Below are 26,916 nucleotides of genomic sequence, written 5' to 3' on the forward strand. Positions count from 1 at the left end.
GCCCGCGGTACCCGCGCCGGCCGCCTGAACCATGAGGAGCACTGAGTGTCGTACACGCGACTCACCGTCATCGGCACCGAGCGGAAGGCCGAGCTGGCCCTCCCGAACGGCGAGCCGGTCGGGGCGCTGCTGCCCCACGTGCTCGAACTCCTTGAGGAGAAGCCGCGCGGGGGCGACGTGCTGACCTTGACGACGCTTACGGGCGCCTCCCTGGACTTCGACGCGAGCCTCGAGGACCAGGGGGTGCGGCCGGGCGCGATGCTGCGCGTCACGTCGGCCGACGACGCCCCGCAGGCTCCAGAGGTCATCGACATCACCGACGCCATCACCGAGGTGGGCGCCGCGAGGCGCGACGCGTGGACTGCCGGGCACACGCGGACGACGCTCGCCGTCGCTGCGGGTGTCGTCGCTGCGGGGGCAGGTATGTGGGCGATGGGCGCGCTCGCCCTTCCCTCGCAGTGGATGCTCGTGGCCGTTGCGTCGTTCGCCGCGGGCGGTGCCGGGCTGGCTCGGTCGGGCCAGCGCGTGGCTGCTGTCGCCCTCGCGAGCGCGGCGCTCGGACTGGCGGTGCCGGCATCGTTCGGGCTCGCCGCTGAGGTCGGTGCCGCAGCCGGCGCCGGAGCTGTCGGCTCGGCCTGGTGGGCGCTGCTGCCGACCGCGGTGCTCGTCGTCTCGATGGCCGCGTGGTTCGTGCTCGGGGTCGTCTGGGGTGTCGGGTTCCAGCGCAGCTCCGCGAGATACGGGGCCGCGGTCGGCCTGCTGACGAGCAGCATCCTCTTCTTCCTCGGCCTCGCGGGCTTCGACCGCGGCGGCGTCGCGGTCATCGCGGCGGTGCTCAGCGTGGCCGCCCTCGGCGTGCTGCCTGGAGCGGCGCTCTCGCTCAGCGGGCTGACCTCCTACGACGACCGCATCATGCGCGGCGACCGGGCCTCGACGCGCGAGGTCCGCGCCGCGATCGCCGAGTCGTTCGCGCAGCTCACCTGGACGGTCATCGCCGTCTCCGTGGTCGCGCTCCTCTCGTTCACCGAGCTGCTGCTCTCGCAGGACCCGTGGCGACAGGGGCTCGCGGCAGCCCTCGCCCTCGTCGCGCTCCTGCGGATGCGCACGTTCCCGCTCGTCCCGCCCCGCCTCGCGCTCCTCGCCGCCGCCGTCGTGCCTGCCGCCCTGTGGCTGCTGTCGACGTCCCTCGTCGGCACCGGAGAGAAGGCCCTCATCGCTGGCGTCGTCGCGCTGGCGGCCGTCGCCGTCGCGGCCTGGCACCCGAGCGAGGTCGTCGCAGCGAAGCTGCGGAGATGGGCCGACATCGTCGAGCTCCTCGTGGTGCTCACGGTCGTGCCGCTTGCGCTCGGCTCGTTCGGCATCTTCGCCGACCTCCTCGAGGCGTTCCGTTGATCCGCCTGGTCGACGTCGCGCGCACGCTCACGGCCCGAGGGGCCGCCGAGCTGCAGGAGCTGCGCGAGCGAGCGACCGTCCCGCTCGCGCTGCGCAGGCGGATCGGCGTCGCATCCCTCGCCACGGGTGCCGGATGCACGACGATCGCGGTGGAGCTCGCCAGGTTCCTCGCGGGGGTGCGCGGCGACCGGGTGCGCTTCGTGAACGCCCAGGGCCCGAGCCCTCGACCCGCGCGCGGGTTCGGGGCCGCGGGCACGGGCGCAGCCGGCGTCGAGACGCTCGAGCTCGCGCCGACTCAGTGGCCGGCCGACGTCGAGGCGTGGTGGCGACTGCACCGCGCGTCGAGCGACCGGTACGACCTCACGGTGACGGACTGGGGCGCGACGCCGCTCGCGCGCCTCCGCGACCTCGCCGAGCACTCGCACGTGCTGTGCCTCGTGACGCCGGCCGACCGGGCGAGCGTGCAGCAGGCACTCGACGTTGCCGCGGCTGTCGGGGAGCGCACCCGGGTCGTGATCGTCGCCGTCGACGTGGGGCGCGTCGCGGGCCTCGCGACCGAGCTGCTCGTCGGGCGGCTCCCCTTCCCGTCGGTGCTGGTGCGTCACGACAGAGGGCTGGGCCACGGCGAGTCGCGAGGCCTCGACGGTGTGCGGATGCTGCGCCTCGGAGCGCGCGTCATCGATGCGGCTGCGGGCATCCCCGGCCCGCCCGTGCCGGTGCCCGTTCCCGTCAGGGACTCGGCGCCCACGTTCGGCGTTGCTCCTGCCTCTGCAGCGGCTTCTGCGCCGGCGTCGCTCGGGGGTGCGACCGGAGCTCTCGCTCGCGTCCCGGCCGCTGCTGCAGCCTCTGCGCCTGCGCGCGCGCAGGCTCCCGCCTCTGCGCAGGCGCCCGCCCGTGCCTACCCGCCCGCGACAGCCGTTGCCCCCGCGCAAGCACCTGCCTTCCCGCCCGCGCAGGCCCTCGCCTCAGCAGCGCAGACCCCCGCCGCACCGCGGCCGCCAGTCTTCCCTCCGGCCCCGGCCCCGGCTCCGGCTCCCGCCCCGGCTCCTGGTGGCCCAGCCGGCGGCACGCCCCCGGCTCACACACGCACCCCAGAGCGCCGCGCGGCCCGCGCCGACCGCCCGACACCCGACACGCAGCAGCCAGGAGCGCACCAGTGAGCATCCGCGACGCGCACCGGCCCACCCGCACCGTCTTCCCGGCGCCGAGACCCGAGCCGCGGCAGCTCGCCTCCCCGCCGACGCTGAGCGACGAGGCGAGCGCGACCCCGTTCCAGTTCCTGCTGCCGGTCGTCGGCGCGCTGACGTCGGTCACGATGATGGTGGTCATGCGGAACGGGCAGCCGCTGTTCCTCTTCATCGCCGGCATCGTGTTCGTCGTCGCGATCGTCTCCGGCGTGGGCTTCGCTATCTCGGCGCGCGGGCGCGCGGGACGGGCGCTTCGGATCCGCCGCAAGCGCTACCTCGACTACCTCGAGCGGCAGCGAGCCGAGCTGCGGGAGGAAGCCACCGCCGCAGCCGGGGCCGCACGGCTCGTGCACCCGGATCGGACGGGGCTCGCGTCGCTCGTGCACGACCCCGCGCGCCTCTGGGACCGGCGTCGAGGCGACCCCGACCACCTGCACGCCCGCGTCGGCGCCGCGACCGTGCCGTGGTTCCAGCTGGGCGTCTCCGCCGAGGACTCCCCGACGGAACCCGCCGACCCCATCCTGCTGCGCGAGGCCCAGCTGCTCGCGGAGACGCACGCCGAGATCCCCGGCATGCCCGCGATCGCCGAGCTGCGGGGCGCATCCGTCGTCGCCATCATCGGGCCCCGCGAGCGCACCGTGCCCCTCGCGCGCGGCCTCGTCGCGCAGCTCGCAAGCCACCAGCTGCCGGACGACGTGCAGCTCGCCGCGACCTTCGCCGCCGACCGCGGCGACGACTGGCGGGGCTTCGACCTGCTGCCGCACGCCCAGAACCCGAGGCTCTTCGACGGCCCGGTGCCCGCGCGCCGGGTCGCGCCCGACCTGCGGCAGCTCGCGTCCGTCATCGGCAGCGAGCTCCTCGATCGCACGCAGACCGCGGCAGCCGCGAGACGACGCGGCGGCAAGGCGACGACGCTGTCGAGCCTCGTCGTCGTCGACGACCGCCACGGCGAGCCGGCCCGTGCACTCCAGCTGCCAGACCGCAGCTACACCCCGAGCGAGATCGGCCTGACCGTCATCCACCTCATCGACACTCGGCTCCACGAGCCGGACGACGTCGACGTGCGCATCGAGCTCGACGCGGCCGGCGGCGCCACGATCACGCACGGCGCGGGCGGCAGCGAGCAGCGCACGCTCGGCTTCGAGCCCGACGAGCTGAGCTCGACCTCGTTCGAGGGCCTCGCGCGGGCGCTCGCCGCCAAGCGCACCTTCGCCGCCGCAGGGGCCAGGGACGACCAGGGGCCCGCGGCGGACATCGCCGAGATCCTCGGCGTGCCCCTCGACAAGCCCGTCGCCCTCGAGCGGGCCTGGGCACCACGCCAGCCCGCCGAGTTCCTGCGCGTCGCGTTCGGCGTCAACGACCAGGGTCGCCCAGTGCACCTCGACCTCAAGGAGAGCGCCCAGCAGGGCATGGGCCCGCACGGCATCTGCATCGGCGCCACCGGATCCGGCAAATCCGAGATGCTGCGCACCCTCATCCTGTCGCTCGCCGTCTCGCACCCGCCGGAAGACCTCGCGATGATCCTCGTCGACTACAAGGGCGGCGCCGCGTTCGCGCCCTTCGAGGGCCTGCCCCACCTCGCCGGTCTCATCGACAACCTCGCGGACGACCCGCAGCTCACCGTGCGCGCGAAGGCCTCGCTCCAGGGCGAGGTGGTGCGTCGCCAGCAGCTGCTGAAAGCCGCCGACTCGTCGCCGTCGATCTCCCACTACCGCGAGCTGCGGCGCACTCGGCCCGAGCTCGCGCCGATGCCGCACCTCTTCGTCGTCATCGACGAGTTCGGCGAGCTGCTCACCGCGGAGCCCGACTTCATCGACCTGTTCCTGCAGATCGGTCGCATCGGCCGCTCCATCGGCGTGCACCTGCTGCTCTCGAGCCAGCGCATCGAGGGCGGCAAGCTGCGAGGACTCGACACCTACCTCTCCTACCGGCTCGGGCTCCGCACGTTCAGCGAAGCGGAATCGCAGGTGGTCCTCGGCTCGGGCGACGCCTTCCACCTCCCGCCCATCCCCGGCTACGGCTACCTGAAGGTCGACACGAGCGTCTACCAGCGCTTCCACGCGGGCTTCGTGTCCGGCCCGGTCGATGAGATCGCCGAGGCTCGCCCTGCCACCGACGACGAGCATCCCCTCATCGTCGAGATCCCCACCTACAACGGTATCGAGAGTGGTGGCGACCCGGACATGCCGCTCGTATTGCGCGCGCCCGAGACCCGCCGCACCCTGATCGACGACCTCGTCTCCCAGCTCGACCGACCCCAGAAGGTGAGGCCCGTCTGGCTCCCACCCCTCGCCGAGCGAATCTCACTCGGCGAGGCGTTCGCGGCGGGCGCGCTCGGACCCGCCAGCTCCGACGCCGGTGCGGGGAACTCGAGCAGCGTCGTCCTGCCGGAGGAGGGCCACCCGCTTCGCTTCGTCATCGGCGTCGAAGACGAACCCGCGAACCAGCGGCAGGAACCGTGGATGCTCGACCTCACCAAGTCGGGCGGTCACGTCGCGATCATCGGCGGTCCGCAGTCCGGCCGCAGCACCGGCCTGCGCACGATCGCCGCCTCGCTCGCCCTCAGCGCAGCGCCCGGCGCCGTCGGCATCTACGGAATGGACCTCACGGGCGGCGGCCTCCGACGGCTCGAGGCCTTCCCGCACGTCGGCGGCGTCGCCGCGCGCGGCGACGACTCGAAGCTCGTGCGACTCGTCGAGGAGCTCACCGCCATGCTGCGGATGCGCGAAGAGCTTTTCAAACGCCACAGCATCGACAGCACCGCCCAGCTGCGAGCCATGCACGCCGCCGGGAAGCTCCCGGAGCTGCCGACGGCCGACATCGTGCTGCTCGTCGACGGCTACGGGGCGCTCCGACAGGACTTCGAACACCTCGACGGCCCCTTCACGAAGCTCATGCTGCAGGCGGCGAGCTACGGCATCCACCTCGTGGTGACGCTCGGCCGCTGGAGCGAGCTGCGCATGGCGCACCAATCGCTGTTCGGCACTCGCATCGAGCTGCGCCTGAATGACCCCGCCGACTCCGCCATCGATCGCAAGCTGGCGAAGTCGGTGCCGCCAGACTCCCGCGGTCGCGCCCTCACCGACGCGAAGACACTCGCACAGTTCGCGCTGCCCACCCTCGAGGCCGTCGACCCAGACCAGGTCGGCGAAGCCCTCCAGGAGCTCGCCGCTCGCGCCGCCGACTCCTGGAGCGGACCCGCGGCGGCACCCATCCGCCTCCTCCCGAACGTCATCGACGCGGCGAGCCTCCCGGACGCCGCTGACGAACCGGAGGCCATCCCCCTCGGCCTTCGTCAAGACACGATGGACTCGGCGCTCTGGGACTTCCTCGACGCCGACCAGCACCTCGTCGTGCTCGGCGACGCGAAGAGTGGCAAGTCCACGGCGCTTCGCGTCATCGCGAAGGGCCTCGTCGAGCGCTTCACGCCGGACGAGCTCGCGATCGCGGTCGTCGACCCCCGCGGCAAGGTTCCCGGGGTCATCCCGGAGGCGTACCTGGCAGCGCACGCGAAGTCGGCGGCGCAGGCGAGCGGCCTCGCCGCATCCATCGCGAGCGAGCTCGCCGAGCGGCCCGGCCGCACGGGCGAGCAGCTCCGCAAGACACCGCGGGTTGTGCTCCTCGTCGACGACTACGACATCGTCGCGGCCGGCGGCACCGACCCGCTCGGGGCGCTCGTGCCGCACCTGCCCGCCGCGCGCGACCTGGGCATCCACATCGTCGTCACGCGACCCGTCGCAGGGTCGACCAGAGCCATGTACGCGCCGTTCCTGCAGAGCACCCGCGACACGGGCGGGGCGCTGCTGCTGCTCTCGGGCGACCGGAGCGAAGGGCAGATCGCGCCGCGCCTCTACGCCGAGCGGATGCCTGCCGGCCGAGGCAAGTACGTCCGTCGCGGTGAAGCCCCGGCCGTCGTGCAGTTGGCGAACCTCCCGGAGAACAACTGAACCGCCTCCCGTCGCGTGCGGTCAGCGGGTCGTGAGCTGCTGAAACTCCGGGTGCTTGCGGATGAACGCGGCCACGTACGGGCACTGGGGCACGATCGTGAGGGCGGTCTGCTCGCCGAGGGTCGTGAGCGCCGCATCCGTCAACACGGCCGCGAGGCCCTGCCCCTGGTAGGCGGGGTCCACGACCGTGTGGTCGATGACGATCGCGTCGGGCGTGGCGACGTAGCTCAGGAAGCCGAGTTCATTGCCATCGTCGTCGGTAAGGGCGAAACGCGATCGATCCTGCTGGTGCTGCACGGTGTTTGACATGCGCCGAGGGTACGCCGTGATGCCCCCGATCAGCTCAGCATCCACCCCTCGCCGTGGATGACCGGATGCGCGCCGCTCGGCCAGCCCCGAAGCCCGGCACCCGGGCTTGTGCGAGGGTTGTGCGGTGACCGAGGAGCAGCTCAACCCATCGCCGGACGACCAGGGGCGCCGCGCCGAGCGCGCCGGGCGCACGAAACGGCGGGCCTCGGCGAGAGTGCGCCGGAACCGCCGAATCGCCGCCGCCGGGCTGGCGGTGGTTGTGCTGTTGGGGGGCGGCTTCGTCTACTGGGCGGTCACCGCCGCCTCGAACGGCGACGCGAACGTGCCGACGATCGCATCCACGTCAACCCCGACCACGACCCCGACGCCCACCGAGACGGGCACCGCGACCCCGGCCCCCACCCAAGAGCAGACGCCCACGGCCGAGCCGACGCCGACTGAGACGCAGCCGCCGGCCGCGGCGCTCAACACCTCTGATCCGAACAGCATCACCGTGCTCGTGAACAAGCAGACCCCGCTCACGCCTGCGGACTACGCGCCGGCCGACCTCGTCGCCATGTCCGACATCGGAGTCCCATCGGCCAACGGCCACTCGCTGCGCGCCGAGGCGGCGACCGCCGTGCAGACAATGTTTGCCGCCGCCAGCGCAGAGGCGGGGCTTACGCTCGACATGACCAGCGGGTACCGCGGGTACGGGCTACAGACCGAGCTGTACACCGGCTACGTCGCCGACCTCGGGCAGGAAGCGGCCGACCTGACCTCAGCCCGACCCGGCTACAGCGAACACCAAACGGGGCTCGCGGCCGACATCTCCTCCCAGGGGGAGGGTTGCGTGCTCGAGCAGTGCTTCTCGACCACGGCGGGAGGGCAGTGGCTGGCCGCCAACGCCCACCGGTTCGGGTTCATCCTGCGCTACCCCGACGGTGGCACCGCCACCACCGGGTACGAATTCGAGCCATGGCACTACCGCTACGTGGGCACGGAGACGTCAGCCGCGATGCACGCGGCCGGCATCACCACCTACGAGCAATTCCTCGGCGCTCCCGCGGCGCCGGGGTACTGAAGAGGCGAGGCTCGGTAGAGTTCTGCCAGAGCTTCGAACGCAGAAGCACTCCAAGACCAGGAGGTCGAGATGGCAACGTGCCCCACGTGTGGTGCCGAAGCGCAGGTCGGACAGAGATTCTGTGCCGAATGCGGTACCAAGCTGACGGTCGCGCGACCTCGCGCCGCTGAGGGCGACGGCAGCAATGTGGCGCCGCGCCGACCAGCCGACATCGGCGCTGGCGGGTTCCGCTGGAACGCCTCAGCACCGACCCCGCCCGCCGAGGTCGTCGGTCGCGCCCGCGAGGAAGCTCAGCAGCAGGCAGCGCCGAGCGACGGCGACGACTTCTTCGCCAGGTACCGACCGAAGGCCGCGTCGCCGAGCGCACCAGAGGCCGACGAGGCAGGCGAGGCGGAGGAGCAGGCAGCGCCGGAGCCCCAGTCGTACCTTCGTTCCCGGCGCCGGTTCAACCCGGACCTGCGGGCGACGGGTGAGCGCGACATCATCGCCCAGCAGCCGCCCGTCATCCCCACCCCGGCGAGGCCACGCGCGCCCGAGGCACCCGCGGCTTCGCAGACACCCCTTGATGAGCCTACGGCGGCGCGCACCGAGGAACCTGCCGAGGCTCCAGCGGATGCGCCGGCTGCGAAGACCCCGTCGGCCCCTGCTCGCGACGCGTTTGTGTTCGAGCCGCCGACGACCGAGTTCGACGTGCTGCCGATGAACACGCCACCCGCGCGTGCCGCGGAGCAGGCTCCGGCCGTTCCGCAAGACGAGCAACGAGGGCAGGTGCCCAGCTGGTTCTCCGAGCTCGAAGGCAGCGGCGACCCCGCACCCGCAGACTCCGCACCCGCCGATCCCGCACCCGCAGCGTCTGCTCCGTCGGCGCCCGCTCCCTCGGCGCCCGCCGGTGCGCCTCTGCAGTTCGGTCGGCCTCCCGAGCGAGCCGACGCGGCCCTTGCAGCGGCCGCGCAGGCAACGCCCCCGAGCGAGCCGTCCGTGGAGCGTCCTGCCGAGGTGCCGCCGCGCATGGCCGACGACGCGCCACGCATCCCGTCGTTCCGCGCCGAGCCACCGGCCGCGCCGACACCCCGCGTTGTGCCCTCCCCACCGCCGATGCCCGCGACGGGCGACCCGTTCCGCGGTGCCTCCGCGGCTCCCGTCTTCCCGAGCGGACCCGCCGTGGTGCCAGGGGAGCCCCCTCGCGCTGCTCCTGCGGCGTCGAGCGCCTTCGACGAACTGCTGGCCGGTGAGCGCAGCGACGGCAGCGTCCTCGACGACTCGGATCGCCCGATCGTGTCGCGCGACTTCGAGCAGACCGGAATCGTGCCGCTTCCCTCGCGCAAGCGGGAGAGCTTCGGCGAAGCGCAGGACTCCCAGCGGCAGGATGCGGCTGAGCTGTTCGGCGCGGCCGCTGCGCCCGCGGACCCCGCCGCCCAGGCTGGTCCCGCCCCTCGCTTGCCGCAGGCATCGAGCGAGACCCCGGCCGAACCCGCGACTCGCGCGCTGCCGAGGCAAAACACAGGCCCCGCCTTCGACGAAGGCCAGCGGTTCGACGAGGCCCCCTCGGGCGTCGCGGGCGCTCCTGGCTTCGCGGGCGCTGCCGGTGCGGCGGGTGTCGCGTCCGGGCCGGCAGATCAGGCCTTCTCGACGCCGACCGGACCGAAGTCTCCGCGGCGCGAGCAGGACCCCGCCCGTGAGCTGCTCTCGAGCTGGTTCGACGAGGACGACGCCGACGAGCAGCCCGCAGCGGCAGCATCCGGCAACGCCCGCACCCCGCGCGGCCCTGCGCCCGCCGCTGGGGCGCCCCGGATGCAGACCGGCGCTGCGCCGAGGACCACCGCGTCCGGCGTCGGAGCCTCGGACGAACCAGACCTCGAACCCTCAGACCGCAACCCCTTCGACCGGGTTGGGGCGGCACTTGGCGGTGGCAGCGGCGGTGGCGGCGGACGTGTGGGCGCCGCGGTTCGCGGCCTCGACAACCGCAACCGTCGCCGCCTCGGCGTCATCGCGCTGTCGGTTGTCGGCTCCATTCTGCTGATCATCTCGGCGATCATGATCGGTAACGTCGTTGGCGCCAACCGGGACGACCCGGTGGCCGACGGTGAGCCCGCCGCGAGCGAGACGGCCGCCGAGCAGAGCCCCACGGAAGAACCGGCACCGCCTGCCGGACCTGCCGCGGTCGCCGACCCCAACTTCGCGCCGGTCACCTTCGCCAGCGAGACCGGCAACATCCGTTGCGAGATCACGCCGGAGACCGGAGTCGCCTGCCAGCAGTACACCGTGAACTTCGAGGTGCCGGAGCAAGTTTGCGAAGCCGGCGCGACCGGGGTCGTCGTTGGCATCGACTCCAACGGCTACACGTTCCCGTGCCTCACCGAGGACATCCCGCTCGAGGGCGCCGTCATCCAGCCCTACAACTCGCCCGTCGTGCTCGGGGAGTTCGTGTGCGAGATCACCTTCGAAACCGGCGTGACGTGCTTCAACGCATCTGGTGACATCGTGAGCGTCGAGTACTCGGCGGGTGTCGGGCAGGCCGGCCGCCTCAGCGCCACCAACCCCACGCCCGGCGAAGGGCAGTAGCCGAGCTCGCCACCGTCGCAGAGCACCGCCCCCCATCGCCACCCGGCGGCGGGGCGGTGCTCTGTTCGTGGTCGAGATCGAGGTGGTGGCAGGGGCACGGTCGGTGGCTGACGATGTCCGCCAAGTTGCTCGATGATTCCCGCCAGGCGCACCCGGCGCGAGACCCGCCAGGTAGCGTCGCCGTGGCTCGTCGTCGGTTCGTCGACCTGCACGCAGGTCGCGAGTGGTGCTCGGCGTCCCGGACAGGTTCCCACGCTGTTCGCCCGATTCTGGCCGGTTCGGTCCGTTTCGGTGTGGGCTCGCGCTGGTCGGGCGGAACTGAAAGTCGCGCTGTGACTCTCGCCGAGATCGAACTGACCATCGCTGATCGAACTCCCCCCGAATGGAGCAAGGCATGTCAGACCTGTCTGCAGGAGCTGCCCGCACGACCCCCACCCGCCGTGCCGTGGTCGCCGGAGCGGCCTGGTCGCTGCCCGTCATCGCCGCGGCCGCGAGCACCCCCCTGGCGTCCGCGTCCGGCTGCGTCTCGCAGGCCCCGCTGAACACCGTGAACGCGACCTACACGCGCGTCAGCACGGGTGCTGGCCGCTTCGAGTGGACTGACGTCTTCACGTCGGGAGACCGGCTGCGCTTGAACGTGGCGGCGACGAAGATCGGCACCGGCGCCGGCAGCATCAACGCCGCGAACCTGACCCTCGACACCGCGCCTTCCGGATCGACCTACGGCCTGGTGCCGGGCGCGACGTCTGCGCTCCGGTTCGCCGTGAACACCGGCGACGTGTGGCTTGAGATCCAGTACTACTTCTCGTTCACGTACGCGGCGAACGGCACCACGTACGCGCCGTACTCGGGGGTCTCGGACGCTGCGTTCTCCGTGGTGGACATCGATGGCCAATACCCCAGTGACGGCAGTGGCCTCGGGGCTGAGCGCGTCTTCTTCAACGGCGGCAGCGGCACGGTGCAGGACTCCGGGTATCTGGCGGGGAACGGGTCGACCGCGGCCTGGGCGAGGCGAGCGAACAGCGTGCCGAACACGTTCGGCGTCGACACGTTCACGCAGAACCACGGCAACGTGAATCTCACCGCCGGGGGCTCGCAGTGGACGGTCACCTTCCGGTCGAACAAGGTCGGCCTCGGAAGCGGGCAGGCCCAATACAACATCTGGATGACGCCGGTGTCGTTCGAGGCCACGAACCCTGCACCCTGCTGAGACGGCGTCGGCCCCGAGCGTGAATCGCTCGGGGCCGACGTGGTCTGCTGCGCAGGGCTGTCAGGAACCTAGCGCGGCGTCGACGATGGCCTTGGCTTCGGCCTGCACGAGCTTGAGGTGCTCTGGGCCCTTGAACGACTCGGCGTAGATCTTGTAGACATCTTCCGTGCCGGACGGGCGGGCCGCGAACCACGCGTTCTCCGTCGTGACTTTGACTCCGCCGATCGCGGCACCGTTGCCTGGTGCGTGGCTCAGGCGTGCTGTGATGGGGTCGCCCGCGACCTCGACTGCGGTGATCGCGTCGCCGTCGAGCTTGCCGAGAATGGCTTTCTGGGCCGGGGAAGCTGGGGCGTCGACGCGCTCGTATGCGGGCCGGCCGAACTCGGCGACGAGCTCCTCGTAGCGCTGTGACGGGGTCTTGCCGGTGACGGCGATGATTTCTGCGGCCAGGAGGGCGAGCAGGATGCCGTCTTTGTCAGTTGTCCAGACGGTGCCGTCCTTGCGCAGGAACGAGGCCCCGGCCGACTCCTCGCCGCCGAAGACAATCGACCCGTCGATGAGTCCGGGGACGAACCACTTGAAGCCGACCGGCACTTCGACGAGCGTGCGGCCCAGCGAGGCGGCGACGAAGTCGATCATCGTGCTCGACACGAGCGTTTTTCCGATGCCAGCGGTTGCTGACCACTCCGGGCGGTTCGCGCACAGGTAGTCGATGGCCACCGCGAGGTAGTGATTGGGGTTCATGAGCCCCGCGTCGGGGGTGACGATGCCGTGGCGGTCTGCGTCGGCGTCGTTGCCCGTGAGGATGTCGAAGTCGTGGCGGCGGGCCAGGACGGAGGCCATGGCCGACTGCGACGACGGGTCCATGCGAATCTTGCCGTCCCAGTCGAGCGTCATGAACGGCCAGCGCGCATCGACGTCCGGGTTCACGACGGTCAGATCGAGGCCGTACTCGTCGGCGATGGCCTGCCAGTAGCGCACGCTGGCGCCACCCAGCGGGTCGGCGCCGATGCGTACACCCTCGCGCTTGATGGCGTCGACGTCGATGATGTTCTTCAGGTCGCGCACGTAGTCGCCCTTGAAGTCGTGTCGGCCCACGTTGCTTGCGTCGGGGGTGCCGCGCTTGACGCCCGCGAGTCCAGCCTCGATGAGCTCGTTGGCGCGGTTCGCGATCCACCCGGTGGCGTCGCTGTCGGCGGGGCCGCCGTGTGGCGGGTTGTACTTGAAGCCGCCGTCCTGCGGCGGGTTGTGGCTCGGGGTGACGACGATACCGTCGGCTTGCTCGGTGTTGGCGGGGTCGGCGTTGTAGCGGATGATCGCGTGCGACAGCGCCGGGGTCGGCACCCATTCGTCGTCGAGGTCTGCGAGCACGGTGACCCCGTTGCCGACGAGGACCTCGAGGGCGCTTCGCTCGGCGGGCTCGCTGAGGCCATGCGTGTCGCGCCCGATGAAGAGCGGCCCGGTGATGCCCTGTGCCGCGCGGTACTCGACGATCGCCTGCGTGATGGCGAGAATGTGCGTCTCGTTGAACGAGGAGTTGAGGCTTGAGCCGCGGTGGCCGCTCGTGCCGAATGCGACGCGTTGCGTCGAGACGGTGGGGTCGGGGATCTTCTCGGCGTACGCAGCGATGAGTGCGTCGAGATCGATGAGGTCAGATTCAAGGGCGAGGCTGCCAGCGCGATCGTGCATGTCCACAGTCTGGCACCGCGAGGTGCCCCGTGGGCAGAACTCATGCATCGGCATAGGTCGGGCGTCGGCATAGGCTGATCTCCATGACCGATGCCACCGCGATGCCAGACGAGCGAGAGACGTACTCCTACCTCGGGCCGGCCGGCACCTTCACTGAGGCGGCGCTCCGCCAGGTCGAGGCCGCTGAGGGGCAGATCTGGCGGCCGGTCAGCAACGTTGGAGAGGCTCTCGCCGATGTCACCTCCGGCCGTAGCGTCGCGGCGATGATCGCGATCGAGAACAGCATCGAGGGTGGCGTCACCGCATCGCAGGATGCGCTCGCCACGATTCCCGGGCTCCGCATCGCGGGCGAGTACGAGGTGTCGATCTCGTTCAGCCTGGTGGTGCGGCCGGGTACGCGGCTCGAGGACGTGCGCACCGTCTCGGCGCATCCGGTCGCCTACGGCCAGTGCCGCCGATGGCTGCACCTCAACATTCCCGGCCACGAGCACGTGGCGGCGAACTCCAACATCTCGAGCGTCAACGCGCTGCTTGATGAGCGCGGCGAGGTCGACGCGGCGATCGCGCCCAATGGCGTCGAGCACCGCTTCGACGTCGCCGTGCTCGGCGAGGGCATCCAGGACAACAAGACGGCGCGCACGCGCTTTGCGCTTGTGAGCCTGAACCGCGAGCTGCCGGCCCGGACCGGCGCCGACAAGACGAGCCTCATCGTCGAGCTTCCTGAGGAGTTCCCCGGCTCGCTGATGGTCATGCTCGAGCAGTTCGCGACTCGGGGCGTGAACCTCTCGATGATCACATCTCGTCCGTTGCCGGACCGCATCGGCTCGTACCGGTTCGTGCTCGATCTCGACGGCCACATCGACGACGCGCGTGTGGCTGATGCGTTGCTCGGCCTTCGCCGGTTTAGTCCGCACGTCATCTTCCTCGGCTCGTACCCGCGGGCCGACCGAAAGCCGGTCGTGGTCGACGCTCGGTGGGGCGACCAGCACTTCAACGAGGCGGCCGACTGGCTGCGCTCGCTTCGCGACTGACTTGCGCACCGACGGCTCACCCCTCGCCTGACTCGAGCAGGCTCGCACCGAGGCGTCGAGCACTGTCGACCGTGATGTCGAGGAGGGGGCCGTCTCGCAGCAGGAGCGTGAGCCAGGGCAGCTGCTCGCGGCCCTCCTGATGCTGGACGAGAAAGAGCGTCTCTACCGCGTCGGCGTGCCGGGCGGTGCCACCAGGGTTGGTGGCGCTGACTGGGCTGGCGGTGGGTGCCCGCGCGACCACTGAGACCTCCCTGCTGGGCCCATAGTGCAGCGTGTCGTCGTCGTCGAAGTGCAGAGCGATGCACCATCTTGGACAGGTGGGCGGGCCGGAACGTGTGATCATGCGTCGGTCTCTCTTGGAGGCGCGTGCGTTCGACTTTCCCGGTCCGGCACAGCCGGGGCAGCGTCGCACGCGGCGGTTGTTGTGTGTTTCGAAACGGTAGGTCTGACCACCGACATTTCGCATCGACAGCTGACACGATGCATCCGAACCGCACGTACTCGACGCGAGTAGCGCACATCCGTGCCACGCGCCAGGGGGAGAAGTCCCCGCGAAGTGCCCCTTGCAAAAGGTCACGTTCCTGTTACGTTGGACAAGCACTTTGCTGATTCCCACCTGCTCGTGCTACCAGACAGGCTCTGGCGGCGCGCACTCGGTGGGGTGGCGGAAAACCGTTCGGCGTCGCGATGCGAGGATGCTCGGCCGGTTCACCGGCTGCCCCTCGCGCGCAGCGCCTCGCAGTACTGAGACGATCTCTACCAACGAAGGGGCCCACGCTTGAAGAAGCAGCTCGAACAGCTTGAGTCGGAGGCGGGCTCGCGCTCGAAGTCGACTCGCGGCAGCGTCCGCAAGACGCTCGCATCCATCGGCATCGTCGGCGGACTCGTCGCTCTCTCCGCCGGCCTCGGCTCGGCCCCTGCGCTCGCAGACACCCCGGGCGACGACCTCACCGGCTCGCGCACCGAGCCAGTTGCGGCTCCCTCCCGCCACGGCGACGACACCCGGTCGCTCAAGCGCTCGACCGAGCCCGTGCGCAACTACGTCATCCAGCCGGGCGCAGAGCTCCCCGCTGGTGCGACGCCCGACGAGGTCGCCATCTGGGAGACCTACGTCAAGATCGCGACGCCCGAGTTCATCGGCCAGCACATGTCGACCTACGAGACGTACACCAACTCGAGCAGCAACACTGCGGCTTCGGTGAACCAGGACCCGGCTGACCCGTCCAAGTGGCAGCTCAAGGTCAACCTCGCCTGGGCTGAGGACGAGGCCATCCTCACCGAGACGCTCATCCACGAGTTCGCCCACGTGCTCTCGCTCAACACCACCGAGGTCGACCTCACGTACGCATCGTGCGAGAAGCTCGAGCTCTGGGAAGGCTGCCCGCAGCCTGACTCGCAGATCCTCGCCTTCTACGAGAACTTCTGGGAGCCCTACGGCGACGCGGCACCCCCGCAGGACAACTACGACTGGAACGTCGCGAACGCCTGGTTCGCCACGCACGAGTCGGACTACGTCAGCAACTACGCGGCGATGAACATCGTTGAGGACTACGCCGAGACCTGGGCGGCCTTCGTCGTGACCGACGTGCAGCCGATCGGTGACACAGTGCTCGCCGACAAGTTCGAGTTCCTGTGGACCAACGCAGAGCAGCTCGAGCTTCGCAAGAACATCCGCATCGCGCTCGGCTTCGATGCCGCGCCGACGCCCACGCCCGGCACCACGGTGACCCCGACGGCAACGCCGACTCCGGAGCCGACGGCGACGACCGAGCCGACCGCGACGACGGAGCCGACTGCCACGACGGAGCCCACGGCGACGACCGAGCCGACTGCCACGACGGAGCCGACGGCAACGACGGAGCCGACCGCTACCACGGAGCCGACCGCTACCACGGAGCCGACCGCCACCACGGAGCCGACGGCAACGACGGAGCCGACGGCAACGACCGAGCCCACCGCCACCACGGAGCCGACGGCAACGACCGAGCCCACGGCCACCGCGACGGCAACGCCCGGTGAGACGGTCACGGTGACGCCTTCGCCGACCGCGTCGACGTCGACGTCTGCCACGCCGACCGAGACCGCAGTTGCAGTTGGTGACGACACCCTCGCGACGACGGGTGGCGAGTTCGACTCGGCCCTCGCGTTCGGCATCGCCGGATCGGTGCTGCTTGCAGGCGCCGCGCTGCTCCTGGCTCAGAAGAAGCGCAAGCAGGACGCGTAAGCGCACGCGGTTCCAGCTCGGGTTGAACCCGATCTGAGAGACTGGGCGGCCTACCCCGAACGGGGTGGGCCGCCTTTTCTTATGCGTACGAACTCAGTGCTGTGCCTGAGCGCGCCGCCAACACCGGGAGAATCGACAGCCGTGACGTCTGCCACTCGCCACCGCCTTCACGTTCATGCGCGCGCCTCGGGTCTCCTCCTGGCGGCCGTGCTCGCCGCGCTGGTCCTCCCCTGGGGCGCGATGCCCGCGCAGGCCCACGAGGTCAGCGGCTCTCGCAGCGTCGCCTCGGGCGCGCCGGCCCATTCGGCCGCTTCGGGTTCGACGACCGCGACGACTTCGGGCGGCCATGCTGCGCCGAGGAGCACACCCGCGCCGACCGCCGGGCGCAACGTGGATGCCTCTGCGGCGCCGGGTACCACGACGTTGGGCGCCGGCCCGGCCGGAGAGCAGTCCGTTCCGCGGGCGGCGATCGTGACGATCGCGGTGTTGTCGTCCGTGATCGTCGTGCTCCTGCTCGCGTTTGTCATCTGGATGCGCAGGCGGGCTCGCGCGGAAGCCGCCGAGGAGGACGAAAGTTCGGCTTCGAGCTCGTCGTAGCTTCCTCGGGTCGACGTCGAGCTACCCGAGTCGGCGTCGGGTCTCTACCGGGTTCGGCTCGTGGCGACCGGCCGGGCGATGGACCTCGACGAGCCCGACGAGCGTTTCGACTTCTTCATCTGGCCTGTGCCCTCAGAGGAGCCGCGGGAACTGCGGCAGCTGAAGATGCTGGCTTAGCGGGCCGCGGCCTGCTCGGTCCGAGCCTCCTCGGTCCGAGCCTCCTCCTTGAGTGGCCTCGGGGTGTCTTCTTCTGGCGCGAGTCCGAGGCGCCGCGCGAGCGTGCGGAGGCCCTCGTTCTCGGGAATGGGCTTGGGGGTGCGCACGGTGAGGCTGTCCGGTTCGATCCAGATCCGAGCGGCCGTGATCTGGCCTGCCGCGTCGCCGTCGACCTCGAACTCCTCAGGGCCTGAGTCGAGGCGGAAGGTGACCTCCTCAACCTGCGCGTACGTCAGGGCTCGCACGCGCTTGCGTCCCTGGAGCAGAATCCGTCTGCCCACATCGGTGCGGCGCATGATTCCGGACTGCACGACGATGCGTGCGTAGATCTGAAGCCAGCCCAGGAGCCCGTTGGGGCGCATGATGGCGAGGTCGAGACGGCCGTCGTCGATCTCGGCGTCGGGCAGCAGGTGGAGGCCTCCTGGCATGAGCCCGCAGTTCCCGACCATGACGGTTGCGGCGCGCAGGGACCGTGCGTGTGCCTTCCCGTCGACCCGCAGGCGCAGATGGAAGTTCGGGCCGTTCGCGACAGATCGGGCGATGCCGCCCAGGTAGGCGACCCAGCCGACCTTCTTCTTGAGGTCTTCGGAGGTGTTCGCGATCATGCCGGCGTCGACGCCGACACCGCCCATGACGGTGAACGCCATACGCTCGCGGGTCTTGTCTTCTCGTTCGACGGTCGCCCAGCCGAGGTCGATACGCGCATCCACCCCGCCGAAGGCAACTTCCACTGCACGGGCGAGGGTTGTCATGGGCAGGTTCGAGGGCTTCGCGCCGGGCAGCAGCGTGGACGCGTTCTGCACCATTTCGGAGACGGTGTCGGTCACGCCCCCGGCGACCTCGATGCCGATGTTGCGGGCGAGTAGGTTGCCGGTGCCCCCTGGGACGACGCCGAGCGCGACGTCGCCGCCCGCGAGGGTTTCGGCGACGAGCCTGACGGTGCCGTCGCCGCCAGCGGCGATGACCATGGTGGCTCCCGCGGCGACGGCTTCCTTCGTCTGTCCTGCACCCGGGTCGTCGACGGTGGTCTCGAACCAGAGCGGTTCTGGCCAGCCGTAGCGTTCGGCGCTCTCTGCGGCGGCGGCGCGGAGCGCGTCCGTGTCGACCTTCACGGGGTTGACGACGATGGCGGCGAGCTTGTCTGAACCCTGTTGGGCGGTGTGCGGCATGAGGTGAGCTTAAGTCAGTCCTGTTGAGCGTCTGCGGCGAACCGCTCCTCCGCCCGTGGCACCCTCGCCAGCTAGGCTTGGGCTGTGATCGACGCCCAGCTCCTCCGTGACCAGCCCGACCTCCTCAAGCGCTCGCAGCTCTCGCGCGGCAACGACCCGGCGACGGTGGATGCGGCGCTGGAGGCGGATGCGGCTCGCCGGTCGGCGATCGCCGAGTTCGAGCGCCTGCGCGCGGAGCAGAACGCGGCGTCCAAGCTGGTCGCGAAGGCCAGCAAGGAGGAGAAGCCGGCGATCCTCGCGTCGGTCAAGGAGCTCGCGGCGAGCGTGAAGGCGGCGAGCCAGGTGGCGAACGAGGCGAGTGCGGCTGCCGACGAGGCGATCGGGCGCATCCAGAACCTGGTCATCGACGGCGTTCCCTCCGGTGGTGAGGAGAACTTCGAGGTGCTGAAGACGGTGGGCGAGCGCCCGGCGTTCGACTTCGAGCCCCGCGATCACCTCGAGCTGGGCGAGCTACTCGGGGCTATCGACATGCAGCGCGGCGCGAAGGTCTCCGGCGCCCGTTTCTACTTCCTTCGCGGCATCGGCGCCCGCCTTGAGCTGGCGCTCATGTCGTATGCGCTCGACGTCGCGATCCGGAACGGCTTCGTCATGCTCACCACGCCGACGCTCGTGAAGCCCGAGATCATGCGCGGCACGGGCTTCCTCGGTGAGCACGCCGACGAGGTGTACCACCTGCAGGATGACGACCTGTATTTGACCGGTACCAGCGAGGTGGCGCTCGCGGGCTATCACTCCGATGAGATCCTCGACCTCGAGGCGGCGCCGCTGCGTTACGCGGGCTGGTCGACCTGCTACCGCCGTGAGGCTGGCTCGCACGGCAAGGACACGCGCGGCATCATCCGTGTGCACCAGTTCAACAAGCTCGAGATGTTCGTGTACGCGAAGCCGGAGGATGCGGAGGCCGAGCACGAGCGCCTTCTCGGCTGGCAGGAGGAGGTGCTGCAGTCGCTCGGGCTGAGCTACCGCGTCATCGACACCGCGGCGGGTGACCTCGGCTCGTCCGCTGCTCGCAAGTTTGATGTCGAGGCGTGGGTGCCGACGCAGGACGCCTACCGCGAGCTCACTTCCACCTCGAATTGCACGACCTACCAGGCTCGACGGCTGTCGACGCGCCACCGCACCGAGTCGGGCAAGACGACGCCGGTCGCGACGCTCAACGGCACGCTCGCGACGACGCGCTGGCTCGTCGCGATCCTCGAGACGCATCAGCGCGCCGACGGCTCGGTGGTCGTGCCTGAGCCGCTGCGCCCGTACCTCGGTGGCCTCGAGGTCATGGAGCCGGTCGCGTGAGCGGCGATGGCCTGAACCGGGTGGATGCGGCGGATGCGGCGGGCGGGCGGATGCTCGTCGCGCTTGACATCGACGGGACGATCCTGGGCATCGACGGTGCCATCCCTGAGGCCACCTTCGAGCAGGTGCGTCGTCTGAGGGGTGAGGGCCACGAGGTGATGCTCGCGACGGGTCGCAGCTGGGCCGACACTCGCCCGGTCGCGGAACGGCTGGGCCTCGACTCGAGGTTCCACATCTCTGCGAACGGTGCGATGACGCTCGAGCGCGACGCTTCGGCTGAGGGAGGCTACGCGACCCGGTGGATCGAGACCTTCGATCCGACGGAGGTGCTGGTCAGCCTGCGGGGCGCTCTCGAGAACGCGATGTTCGCGGTCGAGGATCCGCAGGGCGTTTTCAAGTACAGCGGGCACTTCCCCGATGGCAGCTTCGAGGCGCGCGGCCAGGAGGTGCCCTTCGAGCAGCTCCTGAACGCCGAAGCGACCCGACTCGTCGTGATCTCGCCCGACCATTCCATCGAGGAGTTCACGGCGGTCATCGAGCGCCTGGGGCTGCATGAGGTCAGCTACTCCGTGGGGTGGACCGCCTGGCTCGACATCGCCCCGGACGGCGTCAACAAGGGCACCGCGCTCGAGCGGGTGCGTCGCGAGCTCGGGATCCCGATGGAGCGCGTCGTCGTCGCCGGCGATGGCCGCAACGACATCGAGATGCTGCAGTGGGCGGCGAACGGCGGCACGGCCATCGCAATGGGCGACGCGCCACAGGAGGTCATCGACGCTGGCACCGTGCTTGCCCCGGACTTCGCCCACGATGGCCTGGGCGTCGCGCTGAGCGCCCTCCGCTAGGAACGAGCATGACGGTCGTCGACGCGCCACGAAGACGGAGACGGCCGTTCGCCGCGATCGGGCAGGCCCTCGACGGCTTCTTCTTCGTGTTCGCGGGTCTCGCCGCGATCTGGCTCGCCGTGCTCGTCGCCGACGACTCGCTCCAGGTCGGCTGGTGGGGAATCCTCCTGCTGGTCGCGTTCTGGGGGCTGCTCGCCTACCTGGTGCTGCCGCGCATCCACCGCATCCTGACCACCGTCTACGTGCCCGACTACTTCATCGGGCGCGCGCGCACCAGCGACGGCCTGCTCGGCGATCCCATCAACCTGGCCCTGCTGGGTCACGAGGCGGAGCTGCACGACGCGATGCGGGCCGCGGGATGGACGCGCGCCGACGACATCTCCCTGAAGACGAGCCTCGGCATCATCTCGTCGACGGTGACGCGCCGCAGCTACGACGAGGCTCCGGTGAGTCCCCTGTTCCTCTTCGGCAGGCAGCAGGACTTCGCCTACCAGCAGGAGGTGGCGGGTAACCCCGCCAAACGACATCATGTGCGGTTCTGGAAGTGCCCCGACGGCTGGCTGCTCCCCGGCGGTACGAGGGTCGACTGGCTCGCGGCCGGCACGTTCGACCGCGCCGTCGGGTTCTCGCTCTTCACGCTGCAAGTGACACACAAGATCGACGCAGACACCGACATCGAGCGCGACCACATCGTCGCGACGGTCCTCGAGGGAACTCCTCGGGCGTCAGTCGCGGTGCTCAAGGACTTCTCGACCGGCTACCACTCGCGCAATGGCGGCGGCGACTCCATCCGCACCGACGGCGACCTCCCGGTGCTGCAGCTGCCGAGCGCCGTGGATGCTCATGTGGCGGTGGCCTCGCCGGTGCTGCAGCCGCTCGCGAACGGCCCGGCCACGGTGCCCGAAGTGCGCTCAGCGTTCGCGGCGTCGGCGCCGCCTGCAGATCAGGCGGTGGCTGCCGCTGACGGGCGTCGGGCGAAGAAGCGCGCGGCCTTCGAGACCATGAGCGTGTCGAATCCGGTCGAGCACTCGGTCGCTGAGGAGGTGCGCCGCCACGGGCGCCCGATCACCACGACGTTCGGGGCGATCGTCGTCTTCGGGCGCGGGGTGCTCGCGTTGCTGTTCTTCGGCATCCTCGCGCTGGTCGGCCCCGACGGGATGCGCGAGGTGCTGACCGACTTCGAGGTGAAGGAGGCGGATGCGGCGAGTCTCGCGCAGCCGGTGTGGGTCGTGACCGTCGTGGTCGGCGCGATCGTCGTGCTCTCGACGTTCCTGCTCGGGGTCCTCGTGCTGCGTGGCGTGAACTGGGCGCGCATCGCGCTGCTGCTCTATGCGACGGGTTCCATCGCGCTGCAGTTCGCGAGCTGGTGGGCTGGTGACGAGGAAATCAGGTTCAGCACTACCCTCGCCTTCACCGCTCTGGATATCCTGTCCCTGCTGGCTCTGTCAGGGAAGCCAGCACGCCAGTACTCGCGGCAGCGCTCGCGGGGTGGTGGTGACGTTCGCAAGGTCGCGGCGAACGTCCGGGTAACCAGATAATTGACTTTCGGTTACCATGGACACGCGACAAGCTCGAAAACGATACTGAATCGTTGTGAGCGATCCTGGAGGGCTGTCCGAGCGGCCGATGGAGCTGGTCTTGAAAACCAGTGGGCAGCAATGTCTCGTGGGTTCGAATCCCACGCCCTCCGCCACCAAGCCCCTGACGTGAGGAACACCGCCTGTGACGCACCCCGGACCCTCCCGCGCACGACGCGGCTACGTCCCGGGTCAGGGCGTCAAGGACGAAACGCCCCGAGTGACGTCGGCGCGGCACGGCAAGCTGCACGTGACGACGCCGACGAACTCGGTCGTGAAGACGGGGACCATCGCCCTGTGCGTCGCCCTGGTCAGCGTGATGTTCGTCGGGGCGCTCGCCTGGATCAACCTGCAGTCGAAGGTCACGACGTTCGACATCGCCGACCCGTCGGGCTCCGAGGAGCCTGCGAGCTTCGCTGAGATCGAGGGCGGCATCAACGTGCTCCTCGTCGGCAGCGACGACCGCACGGGCCAGGGCGCGGAGTTCGGCGAGGGTGAGGCTGACGCCGACGGCGTGCTCAACGACGTCAACATGCTCCTGCACATCGCAGAGGACCGCTCGAGCGCATCCGTCGTCAGCATCCCGCGCGACACGATCGTGAACAAGCCCGCCTGCACCAACGACCAGGGCGTCGCCATGGAGGAGGCCTTCGAGGTCCCCATGAACAGCATCCTCGGCGAGGGCGGCATGAACTGCGTCGTCTCCACGGTCGAGGCGATGAGCGGCATCGAGATCCCGTACGCCGCGATGGTCAAGTTCCGCGGCGTCATCGAGATGTCGAACGCGGTCGGCGGCGTCGAGGTGTGCGTCGCGAACGAGATCAGCGACGACTACGTCGGCCTGTACCTGCAGCCGGGCAACTGGACCCTGCAGGGCGAGGACGCGCTCAAGTTCCTCCGCACCCGCCACGGCGTCGGTGACGGCAGCGACCTCACGCGCATCGCGAACCAGCAGGTGTTCCTCTCCTCCCTCATCCGCGAGGTGAAGAGCGCCGGAACCCTGACGAACCCCGTCAAGCTGTACGGCCTCGGCGTCGCGGCCACGCAGAACATGACCATGTCGAGCTCGCTCACCGACCCCAACACGCTGGTCAGCATGGCGATGGCGCTCTCGCAGGTGCCCCTCGACAAAATCACGTTTGTGCAGCTGCCGACGGCCGCCTACGACTCGGCGCGCGTGCAGCCGCTCGAACCGGATGCTTCGGCCATGTGGGAGCTGCTGCGCACCGACCAGTCGCTCGAGGTCGCCGGTGCGCCGGAACCCACTGAGACCGCACCGACCGACCCGAACGCGACTGTGAACATCGACCCGGCTACGGGGTGGGAGATCGACCCGACCACGGGCTTCCCGATCGACCCGGCCACGGGCATCCCTGTCGACCCCGCAACCGGGCTTCCCGTCGAGACGGCTCCGACGACTGCCGTGCCGCAGCCGACCCTCGCGGGCCAGCGCGCCGACGAGGAGTCTTGCTCGAACGCGAGCACCTCGCTCTTCTGAGCACCTCCCTCGTCTGGCTCCCGGACAGCCGCCGGCGCATCCCGTGCATGGTCAGCTGATCCAAGTCCGCGAGCCGTATGCTGACGAACTCGACGTACGCTCCGGGGGAGGCCCGCACCTGTGACGACTTCTCGACGACGGGGAAGCAGTGACCAGCGCTTCACCCGTGCCGGCGACGACGGCATCCTGCACCCGGATGCGCGGGACGGGGTCGCGCAGCACGGTCGGCTGCCGGTGACCAGCGCCGCCGGGTCGATCGGCAAGGGAATCCTGGTCGTCCTCTCGGTCGCCCTCGTGAGCGCGCTCGCCGTCGGAGGCATCGCGGTCGCGGGGCTGCTGGGCCGCGTCAACTTGCTGCCGGACCCGGGCGGAGACGAGGCGCCGGTCGCGTTCAACGAGATCGAGGGCGGCTTCAACATCTTGCTCGTCGGCAGCGACGACCGCACCGGCCAGGGTGCCGAATACGGGGAAGGCGACGAGGACGCCTCCGGCGTGCTCAACGACGTCAACATGCTGCTGCACGTCTCGGCTGACCGCACCCAAGCATCCGTCGTCAGCATCCCGCGTGACACCATCGTCGACCAGCCCGCGTGCACCAACGACCAGGGTGTCGCGATGGAGGAGCGCTACGAGGTGCCCATGAACAGCATCCTCGGCGAGGGCGGCATGGGCTGCGTCGTCGAGACGGTCGAGGCGATGAGCGGCCTCGACATTCCGTACGCGGCCATGGTGCAGTTCCTCGGGGTCATCGAGATGTCGAACGCCGTGGGCGGCGTCGACGTGTGTGTGGCCAACGAGATCAGCGACGACTACGTCGGCCTGTACCTGCAACCGGGCGAGCACTCGTTGCAGGGCGAGGACGCGCTCAAGTTCCTGCGCACCCGCCACGGCGTCGGAGGAAGCGACCTGCAGCGCATCGCGAACCAGCAGGTGTTCCTCTCGTCGCTCATCCGCGAAGTGAAGAGCGCCGGCACGCTTGCCAACCCGACCAAGCTCTACGGGCTTGGCGTGGCCGCAACCCAGAACATGAAGATGACGAAGTCACTCGCCGATGTGCCGACGCTCGTGGGCATGGCGACCGCGCTCAACCAGGTCGACCTGTCGAAGATCTCGTTCGTGCAGCTGCCGACGGCCGACTACGACGGCGCCCGCGTCATGCCGCTCGAGCCGGATGCGACCGCCATGTGGGATCTGCTGAGGGCCGACCAGCCACTCTCGGTCGCCGGGGCACCGGGTGAAGACGGCGCGGCCGCCGATGGCTCGACGGGGGCGGATGCGACCGGAGAAGGTGCGACGGATGCGCCCGCCGACCCGAACGCGCCGGTGGACCCCAATGCGCCCGCCGCCACGCCCGCCCCGACGTTTGCCGGCCAGGCCGCCGACCAAGAGTCGTGCTCGAACCCGACGACCCTCTTCGGGTAGGAGCCGGCGCGCGTTGGAGGCGCCCGCAGTGGCCGCATGCGCTCGAATTTTGCGCTCGGTTCGGAAGTTGCGTCGCGACCCGCTACGATGGACGAGTCTTGGAGACGTCGCATAGTCCGGCCGAGTGCACCACCCTGCTAAGGTGGAGTCCCCTTTGAGGGGACCAGGGGTTCAAATCCCCTCGTCTCCGCCAAGATGGCCCTTCGGGGTCCGCCAAGATGGCCCTTCGGGTCCACCACCATGTTGCCCCGGTTCGAGCCCAGCTCGAGGCCGGGGCTTCGTGCATCCACCGAGGGCTTCTCTCCTGTGTACACCTCCGCCGGCGCCCAGCCCTCATCTCGCTGAGGTGAGCGCACGGAATAGGCTTGGGGGAGCATCGCCCCCGTACTGCCGAACCATCGAGAGGTCACATGCCAGAACGCTCGTCCCACCGCAAGATCGCTTTCCTCGACGTCGACGGGACGATCCTCGACCACGGGCGTCGAATCGCTCCCTCGACGGTGCAGGCCGTTCGCGAGGCTCGGGCCGCAGGGCACCTCGTCTATCTCTGCACGGGTCGCGCCGCGGGGCATATCCCCGAGGCGGTGCTTGACATCGGGTTCGACGGTGCGGTGACCAACGGGGGAGCGTTTGCGGTGGTCGGAGACGAACTCGTCCACGGCGAGACGATGCCGAGGCTTGAGGTGGATGCGCTCATTGCCCACTTCGAGGAGCACGGGTTGCACTACATGCTCCAGAGCAACCGGCGCGTCTATGCATCGGCCACGACGCGGGCCGCCATCAAGCAGCACTTGGCGAACGCTCACGCCGAACGCGCCGAGCCGCAGACTTCTCCGCAGGCGGGGTTCTCTGCCGAGCCGATCGAAGATGCGCCGCTCGACGAGATCGCGAAGGCCGTGTTCTTCACGGAGGAGCCCGGTGCTGTTGACCGGGCCAAGGCCGAGTTCGGGGAGCGGTTTCACATCGTGCGTGGCAGCATGCCGCTGCCTGGTGGTTCCGACGGGGAGATAGGCCTGCGTGGAACGACCAAGGGTGCCGCGATCGAGAAGGTGCTCGAGCATCTCGGGCTCGACCGTGCTGACGCCATCGGCATCGGCGACAGCTGGAATGACGTCGAGATGTTCGACGTGTGCGGAGTGGGGGTTGCGATGGGGAACGCCGCGCCGGAGCTGCAGCGGCTGGCTGACGAGGTCACGACCACCGTGCTCGACGACGGCATCTTCAATGCGTTTGTGCGCCACGGTCTCGACACCGCCGAGGCACCAGCAGCTCGTTGAAGCGTCGACGGTTAGCCGCGCACAGCACGGGCAGCAATAGTGCGACACGCCCGGGTTTCGACGGGGTTTGACCTCCGGATCGGAACGAGGGTAAGTTACTCAGGTTGCTTCCGAGCGGCAGGGAAACCAGCCGGAGAGGGAGCGCATGAAACTGAACATCAGGACCACAACGTCCGGTAGCAATTGCGAAACTCGCACAGCTCGAGTTGACATTGTTCCAGTCCTGATCTAGGTTAGAGAGGTTGCTCTCGGGGATGGTCGAATAGGCCGGAAACGAGAAGCGCTCGATTCTTGAGAACTCAACAGCGTGCACTATGTCAAATGCCAATTTGATCCCGTGCCTCTTCTTTCAGA

General features: G+C 69.8%; 19 protein-coding genes and 2 tRNA genes. 17 read left to right on the forward strand and 4 right to left on the reverse strand.

What is annotated here, in order from left to right:
• The first annotated feature begins 45 nt into the window (after positions 1-45).
• From ACPYN9_RS15900 to eccCa, 3 genes are read left to right on the forward strand one after another with little or no spacing between them, the layout of a single operon-like run.
• A complete protein-coding gene (locus ACPYN9_RS15900) occupies positions 46-1,392 on the forward strand; it encodes an EsaB/YukD family protein (RefSeq protein WP_424467631.1) in 1,347 nt (448 codons plus the stop codon).
• Positions 1,389-2,552, forward strand: coding sequence for a hypothetical protein (locus ACPYN9_RS15905; RefSeq protein WP_424467633.1), 1,164 nt, complete (start codon positions 1,389-1,391; stop codon positions 2,550-2,552). Before ACPYN9_RS15900 ends, ACPYN9_RS15905 begins: the two co-directional genes overlap by 4 nt.
• Complete coding sequence (gene eccCa / locus ACPYN9_RS15910) at positions 2,549-6,526, forward strand: type VII secretion protein EccCa (RefSeq protein WP_424467635.1); 3,978 nt, start codon at positions 2,549-2,551, stop codon at positions 6,524-6,526. The genes ACPYN9_RS15905 and eccCa overlap by 4 nt, the downstream gene beginning before the upstream one ends.
• A gap of 21 nt (positions 6,527-6,547) precedes the next feature.
• Here eccCa and ACPYN9_RS15915 read toward each other — a convergent pair whose 3' ends face one another.
• Positions 6,548-6,835, reverse strand: coding sequence for a GNAT family N-acetyltransferase (locus tag ACPYN9_RS15915; RefSeq protein ID WP_424467637.1), 288 nt, complete (start codon positions 6,833-6,835; stop codon positions 6,548-6,550).
• 124 nt (positions 6,836-6,959) lie between these two features.
• On the opposite strand from ACPYN9_RS15915, the gene ACPYN9_RS15920 reads away from it, so the two are divergent.
• The 3 genes from ACPYN9_RS15920 to ACPYN9_RS15930 all read left to right on the forward strand — a co-directional run bounded on the left by ACPYN9_RS15920 (position 6,960) and on the right by ACPYN9_RS15930 (position 11,670).
• Positions 6,960-7,898 (forward strand): D-alanyl-D-alanine carboxypeptidase family protein, encoded by a 939-nt coding sequence (locus ACPYN9_RS15920; RefSeq protein ID WP_424467639.1) that lies wholly within the window; start codon positions 6,960-6,962, stop codon positions 7,896-7,898.
• Between the two features lie 69 nt (positions 7,899-7,967).
• A complete protein-coding gene (locus tag ACPYN9_RS15925; protein WP_424467641.1) occupies positions 7,968-10,460 on the forward strand; it encodes a hypothetical protein in 2,493 nt (830 codons plus the stop codon).
• 394 nt (positions 10,461-10,854) lie between these two features.
• The gene (locus ACPYN9_RS15930) at positions 10,855-11,670 is read left to right on the forward strand and encodes a hypothetical protein (RefSeq protein ID WP_424467643.1); all 816 of its coding nucleotides are present in this window, start codon (positions 10,855-10,857) and stop codon (positions 11,668-11,670) included.
• Positions 11,671-11,730: 60 nt separating this feature from the next.
• Here ACPYN9_RS15930 and pgm read toward each other — a convergent pair whose 3' ends face one another.
• Positions 11,731-13,359: a phosphoglucomutase (alpha-D-glucose-1,6-bisphosphate-dependent) gene (pgm, locus tag ACPYN9_RS15935; RefSeq protein ID WP_424467645.1), complete on the reverse strand. Its 1,629-nt coding sequence runs from the start codon at positions 13,357-13,359 to the stop codon at positions 11,731-11,733.
• Between the two features lie 83 nt (positions 13,360-13,442).
• On the opposite strand from pgm, the gene pheA reads away from it, so the two are divergent.
• Entirely contained in the window at positions 13,443-14,390 is a 948-nt protein-coding gene (gene pheA / locus ACPYN9_RS15940) for a prephenate dehydratase (RefSeq protein WP_424467647.1), read from the forward strand.
• Between the two features lie 16 nt (positions 14,391-14,406).
• Here the strand turns inward: pheA and ACPYN9_RS15945 are convergent, their stop codons facing one another.
• Entirely contained in the window at positions 14,407-14,733 is a 327-nt protein-coding gene (locus ACPYN9_RS15945) for a DUF6907 domain-containing protein (protein ID WP_424467649.1), read from the reverse strand.
• 435 nt (positions 14,734-15,168) lie between these two features.
• Between ACPYN9_RS15945 and ACPYN9_RS15950 the strand changes: the two genes are divergently transcribed.
• Both ACPYN9_RS15950 and ACPYN9_RS15955 read left to right on the forward strand, forming a co-directional pair.
• Positions 15,169-16,614, forward strand: a complete 1,446-nt coding sequence (locus ACPYN9_RS15950; RefSeq protein ID WP_424467651.1) for an LPXTG cell wall anchor domain-containing protein — start codon at positions 15,169-15,171, stop codon at positions 16,612-16,614.
• Positions 16,615-16,755: 141 nt separating this feature from the next.
• Positions 16,756-17,211: a hypothetical protein gene (locus tag ACPYN9_RS15955; RefSeq protein WP_424467653.1), complete on the forward strand. Its 456-nt coding sequence runs from the start codon at positions 16,756-16,758 to the stop codon at positions 17,209-17,211.
• A 173-nt stretch (positions 17,212-17,384) separates the two neighbouring features.
• On the opposite strand, the gene ACPYN9_RS15960 is transcribed toward ACPYN9_RS15955, so the two are convergent.
• On the reverse strand, positions 17,385-18,596 hold the full coding sequence (locus ACPYN9_RS15960) for a diacylglycerol/lipid kinase family protein (RefSeq protein WP_424467655.1): 1,212 nt from the start codon (positions 18,594-18,596) through the stop codon (positions 17,385-17,387).
• A gap of 84 nt (positions 18,597-18,680) precedes the next feature.
• On the opposite strand from ACPYN9_RS15960, the gene serS reads away from it, so the two are divergent.
• From serS to ACPYN9_RS16000, 8 genes are all read left to right on the forward strand, one after another.
• Positions 18,681-19,946 (forward strand): serine--tRNA ligase, encoded by a 1,266-nt coding sequence (gene serS / locus ACPYN9_RS15965; RefSeq protein WP_424467657.1) that lies wholly within the window; start codon positions 18,681-18,683, stop codon positions 19,944-19,946.
• A complete protein-coding gene (locus ACPYN9_RS15970; RefSeq protein ID WP_424467659.1) occupies positions 19,943-20,788 on the forward strand; it encodes an HAD family hydrolase in 846 nt (281 codons plus the stop codon). Before serS ends, ACPYN9_RS15970 begins: the two co-directional genes overlap by 4 nt.
• A gap of 8 nt (positions 20,789-20,796) precedes the next feature.
• Positions 20,797-22,326 carry an LssY C-terminal domain-containing protein gene (locus tag ACPYN9_RS15975; RefSeq protein ID WP_424467661.1) on the forward strand — a complete coding sequence of 510 codons (1,530 nt, stop codon included), beginning with the start codon at positions 20,797-20,799 and terminating at the stop codon, positions 22,324-22,326.
• Between the two features lie 67 nt (positions 22,327-22,393).
• A tRNA-Ser gene (locus tag ACPYN9_RS15980) sits at positions 22,394-22,481 on the forward strand.
• A 29-nt stretch (positions 22,482-22,510) separates the two neighbouring features.
• Positions 22,511-23,863 carry an LCP family protein gene (locus ACPYN9_RS15985; protein ID WP_424467663.1) on the forward strand — a complete coding sequence of 451 codons (1,353 nt, stop codon included), beginning with the start codon at positions 22,511-22,513 and terminating at the stop codon, positions 23,861-23,863.
• A gap of 120 nt (positions 23,864-23,983) precedes the next feature.
• Positions 23,984-25,285: an LCP family protein gene (locus tag ACPYN9_RS15990; protein WP_424467665.1), complete on the forward strand. Its 1,302-nt coding sequence runs from the start codon at positions 23,984-23,986 to the stop codon at positions 25,283-25,285.
• Positions 25,286-25,385: 100 nt separating this feature from the next.
• Positions 25,386-25,478 (forward strand) — tRNA-Ser (locus ACPYN9_RS15995).
• Positions 25,479-25,695: 217 nt separating this feature from the next.
• Positions 25,696-26,562: a Cof-type HAD-IIB family hydrolase gene (locus tag ACPYN9_RS16000; RefSeq protein WP_424467667.1), complete on the forward strand. Its 867-nt coding sequence runs from the start codon at positions 25,696-25,698 to the stop codon at positions 26,560-26,562.
• Positions 26,563-26,916 lie beyond the last annotated feature (354 nt).

Origin of the sequence: Pseudoclavibacter helvolus (assembly GCF_049707175.1) — a bacterium.
Classification (GTDB): domain Bacteria; phylum Actinomycetota; class Actinomycetes; order Actinomycetales; family Microbacteriaceae; genus Pseudoclavibacter; species Pseudoclavibacter helvolus_A.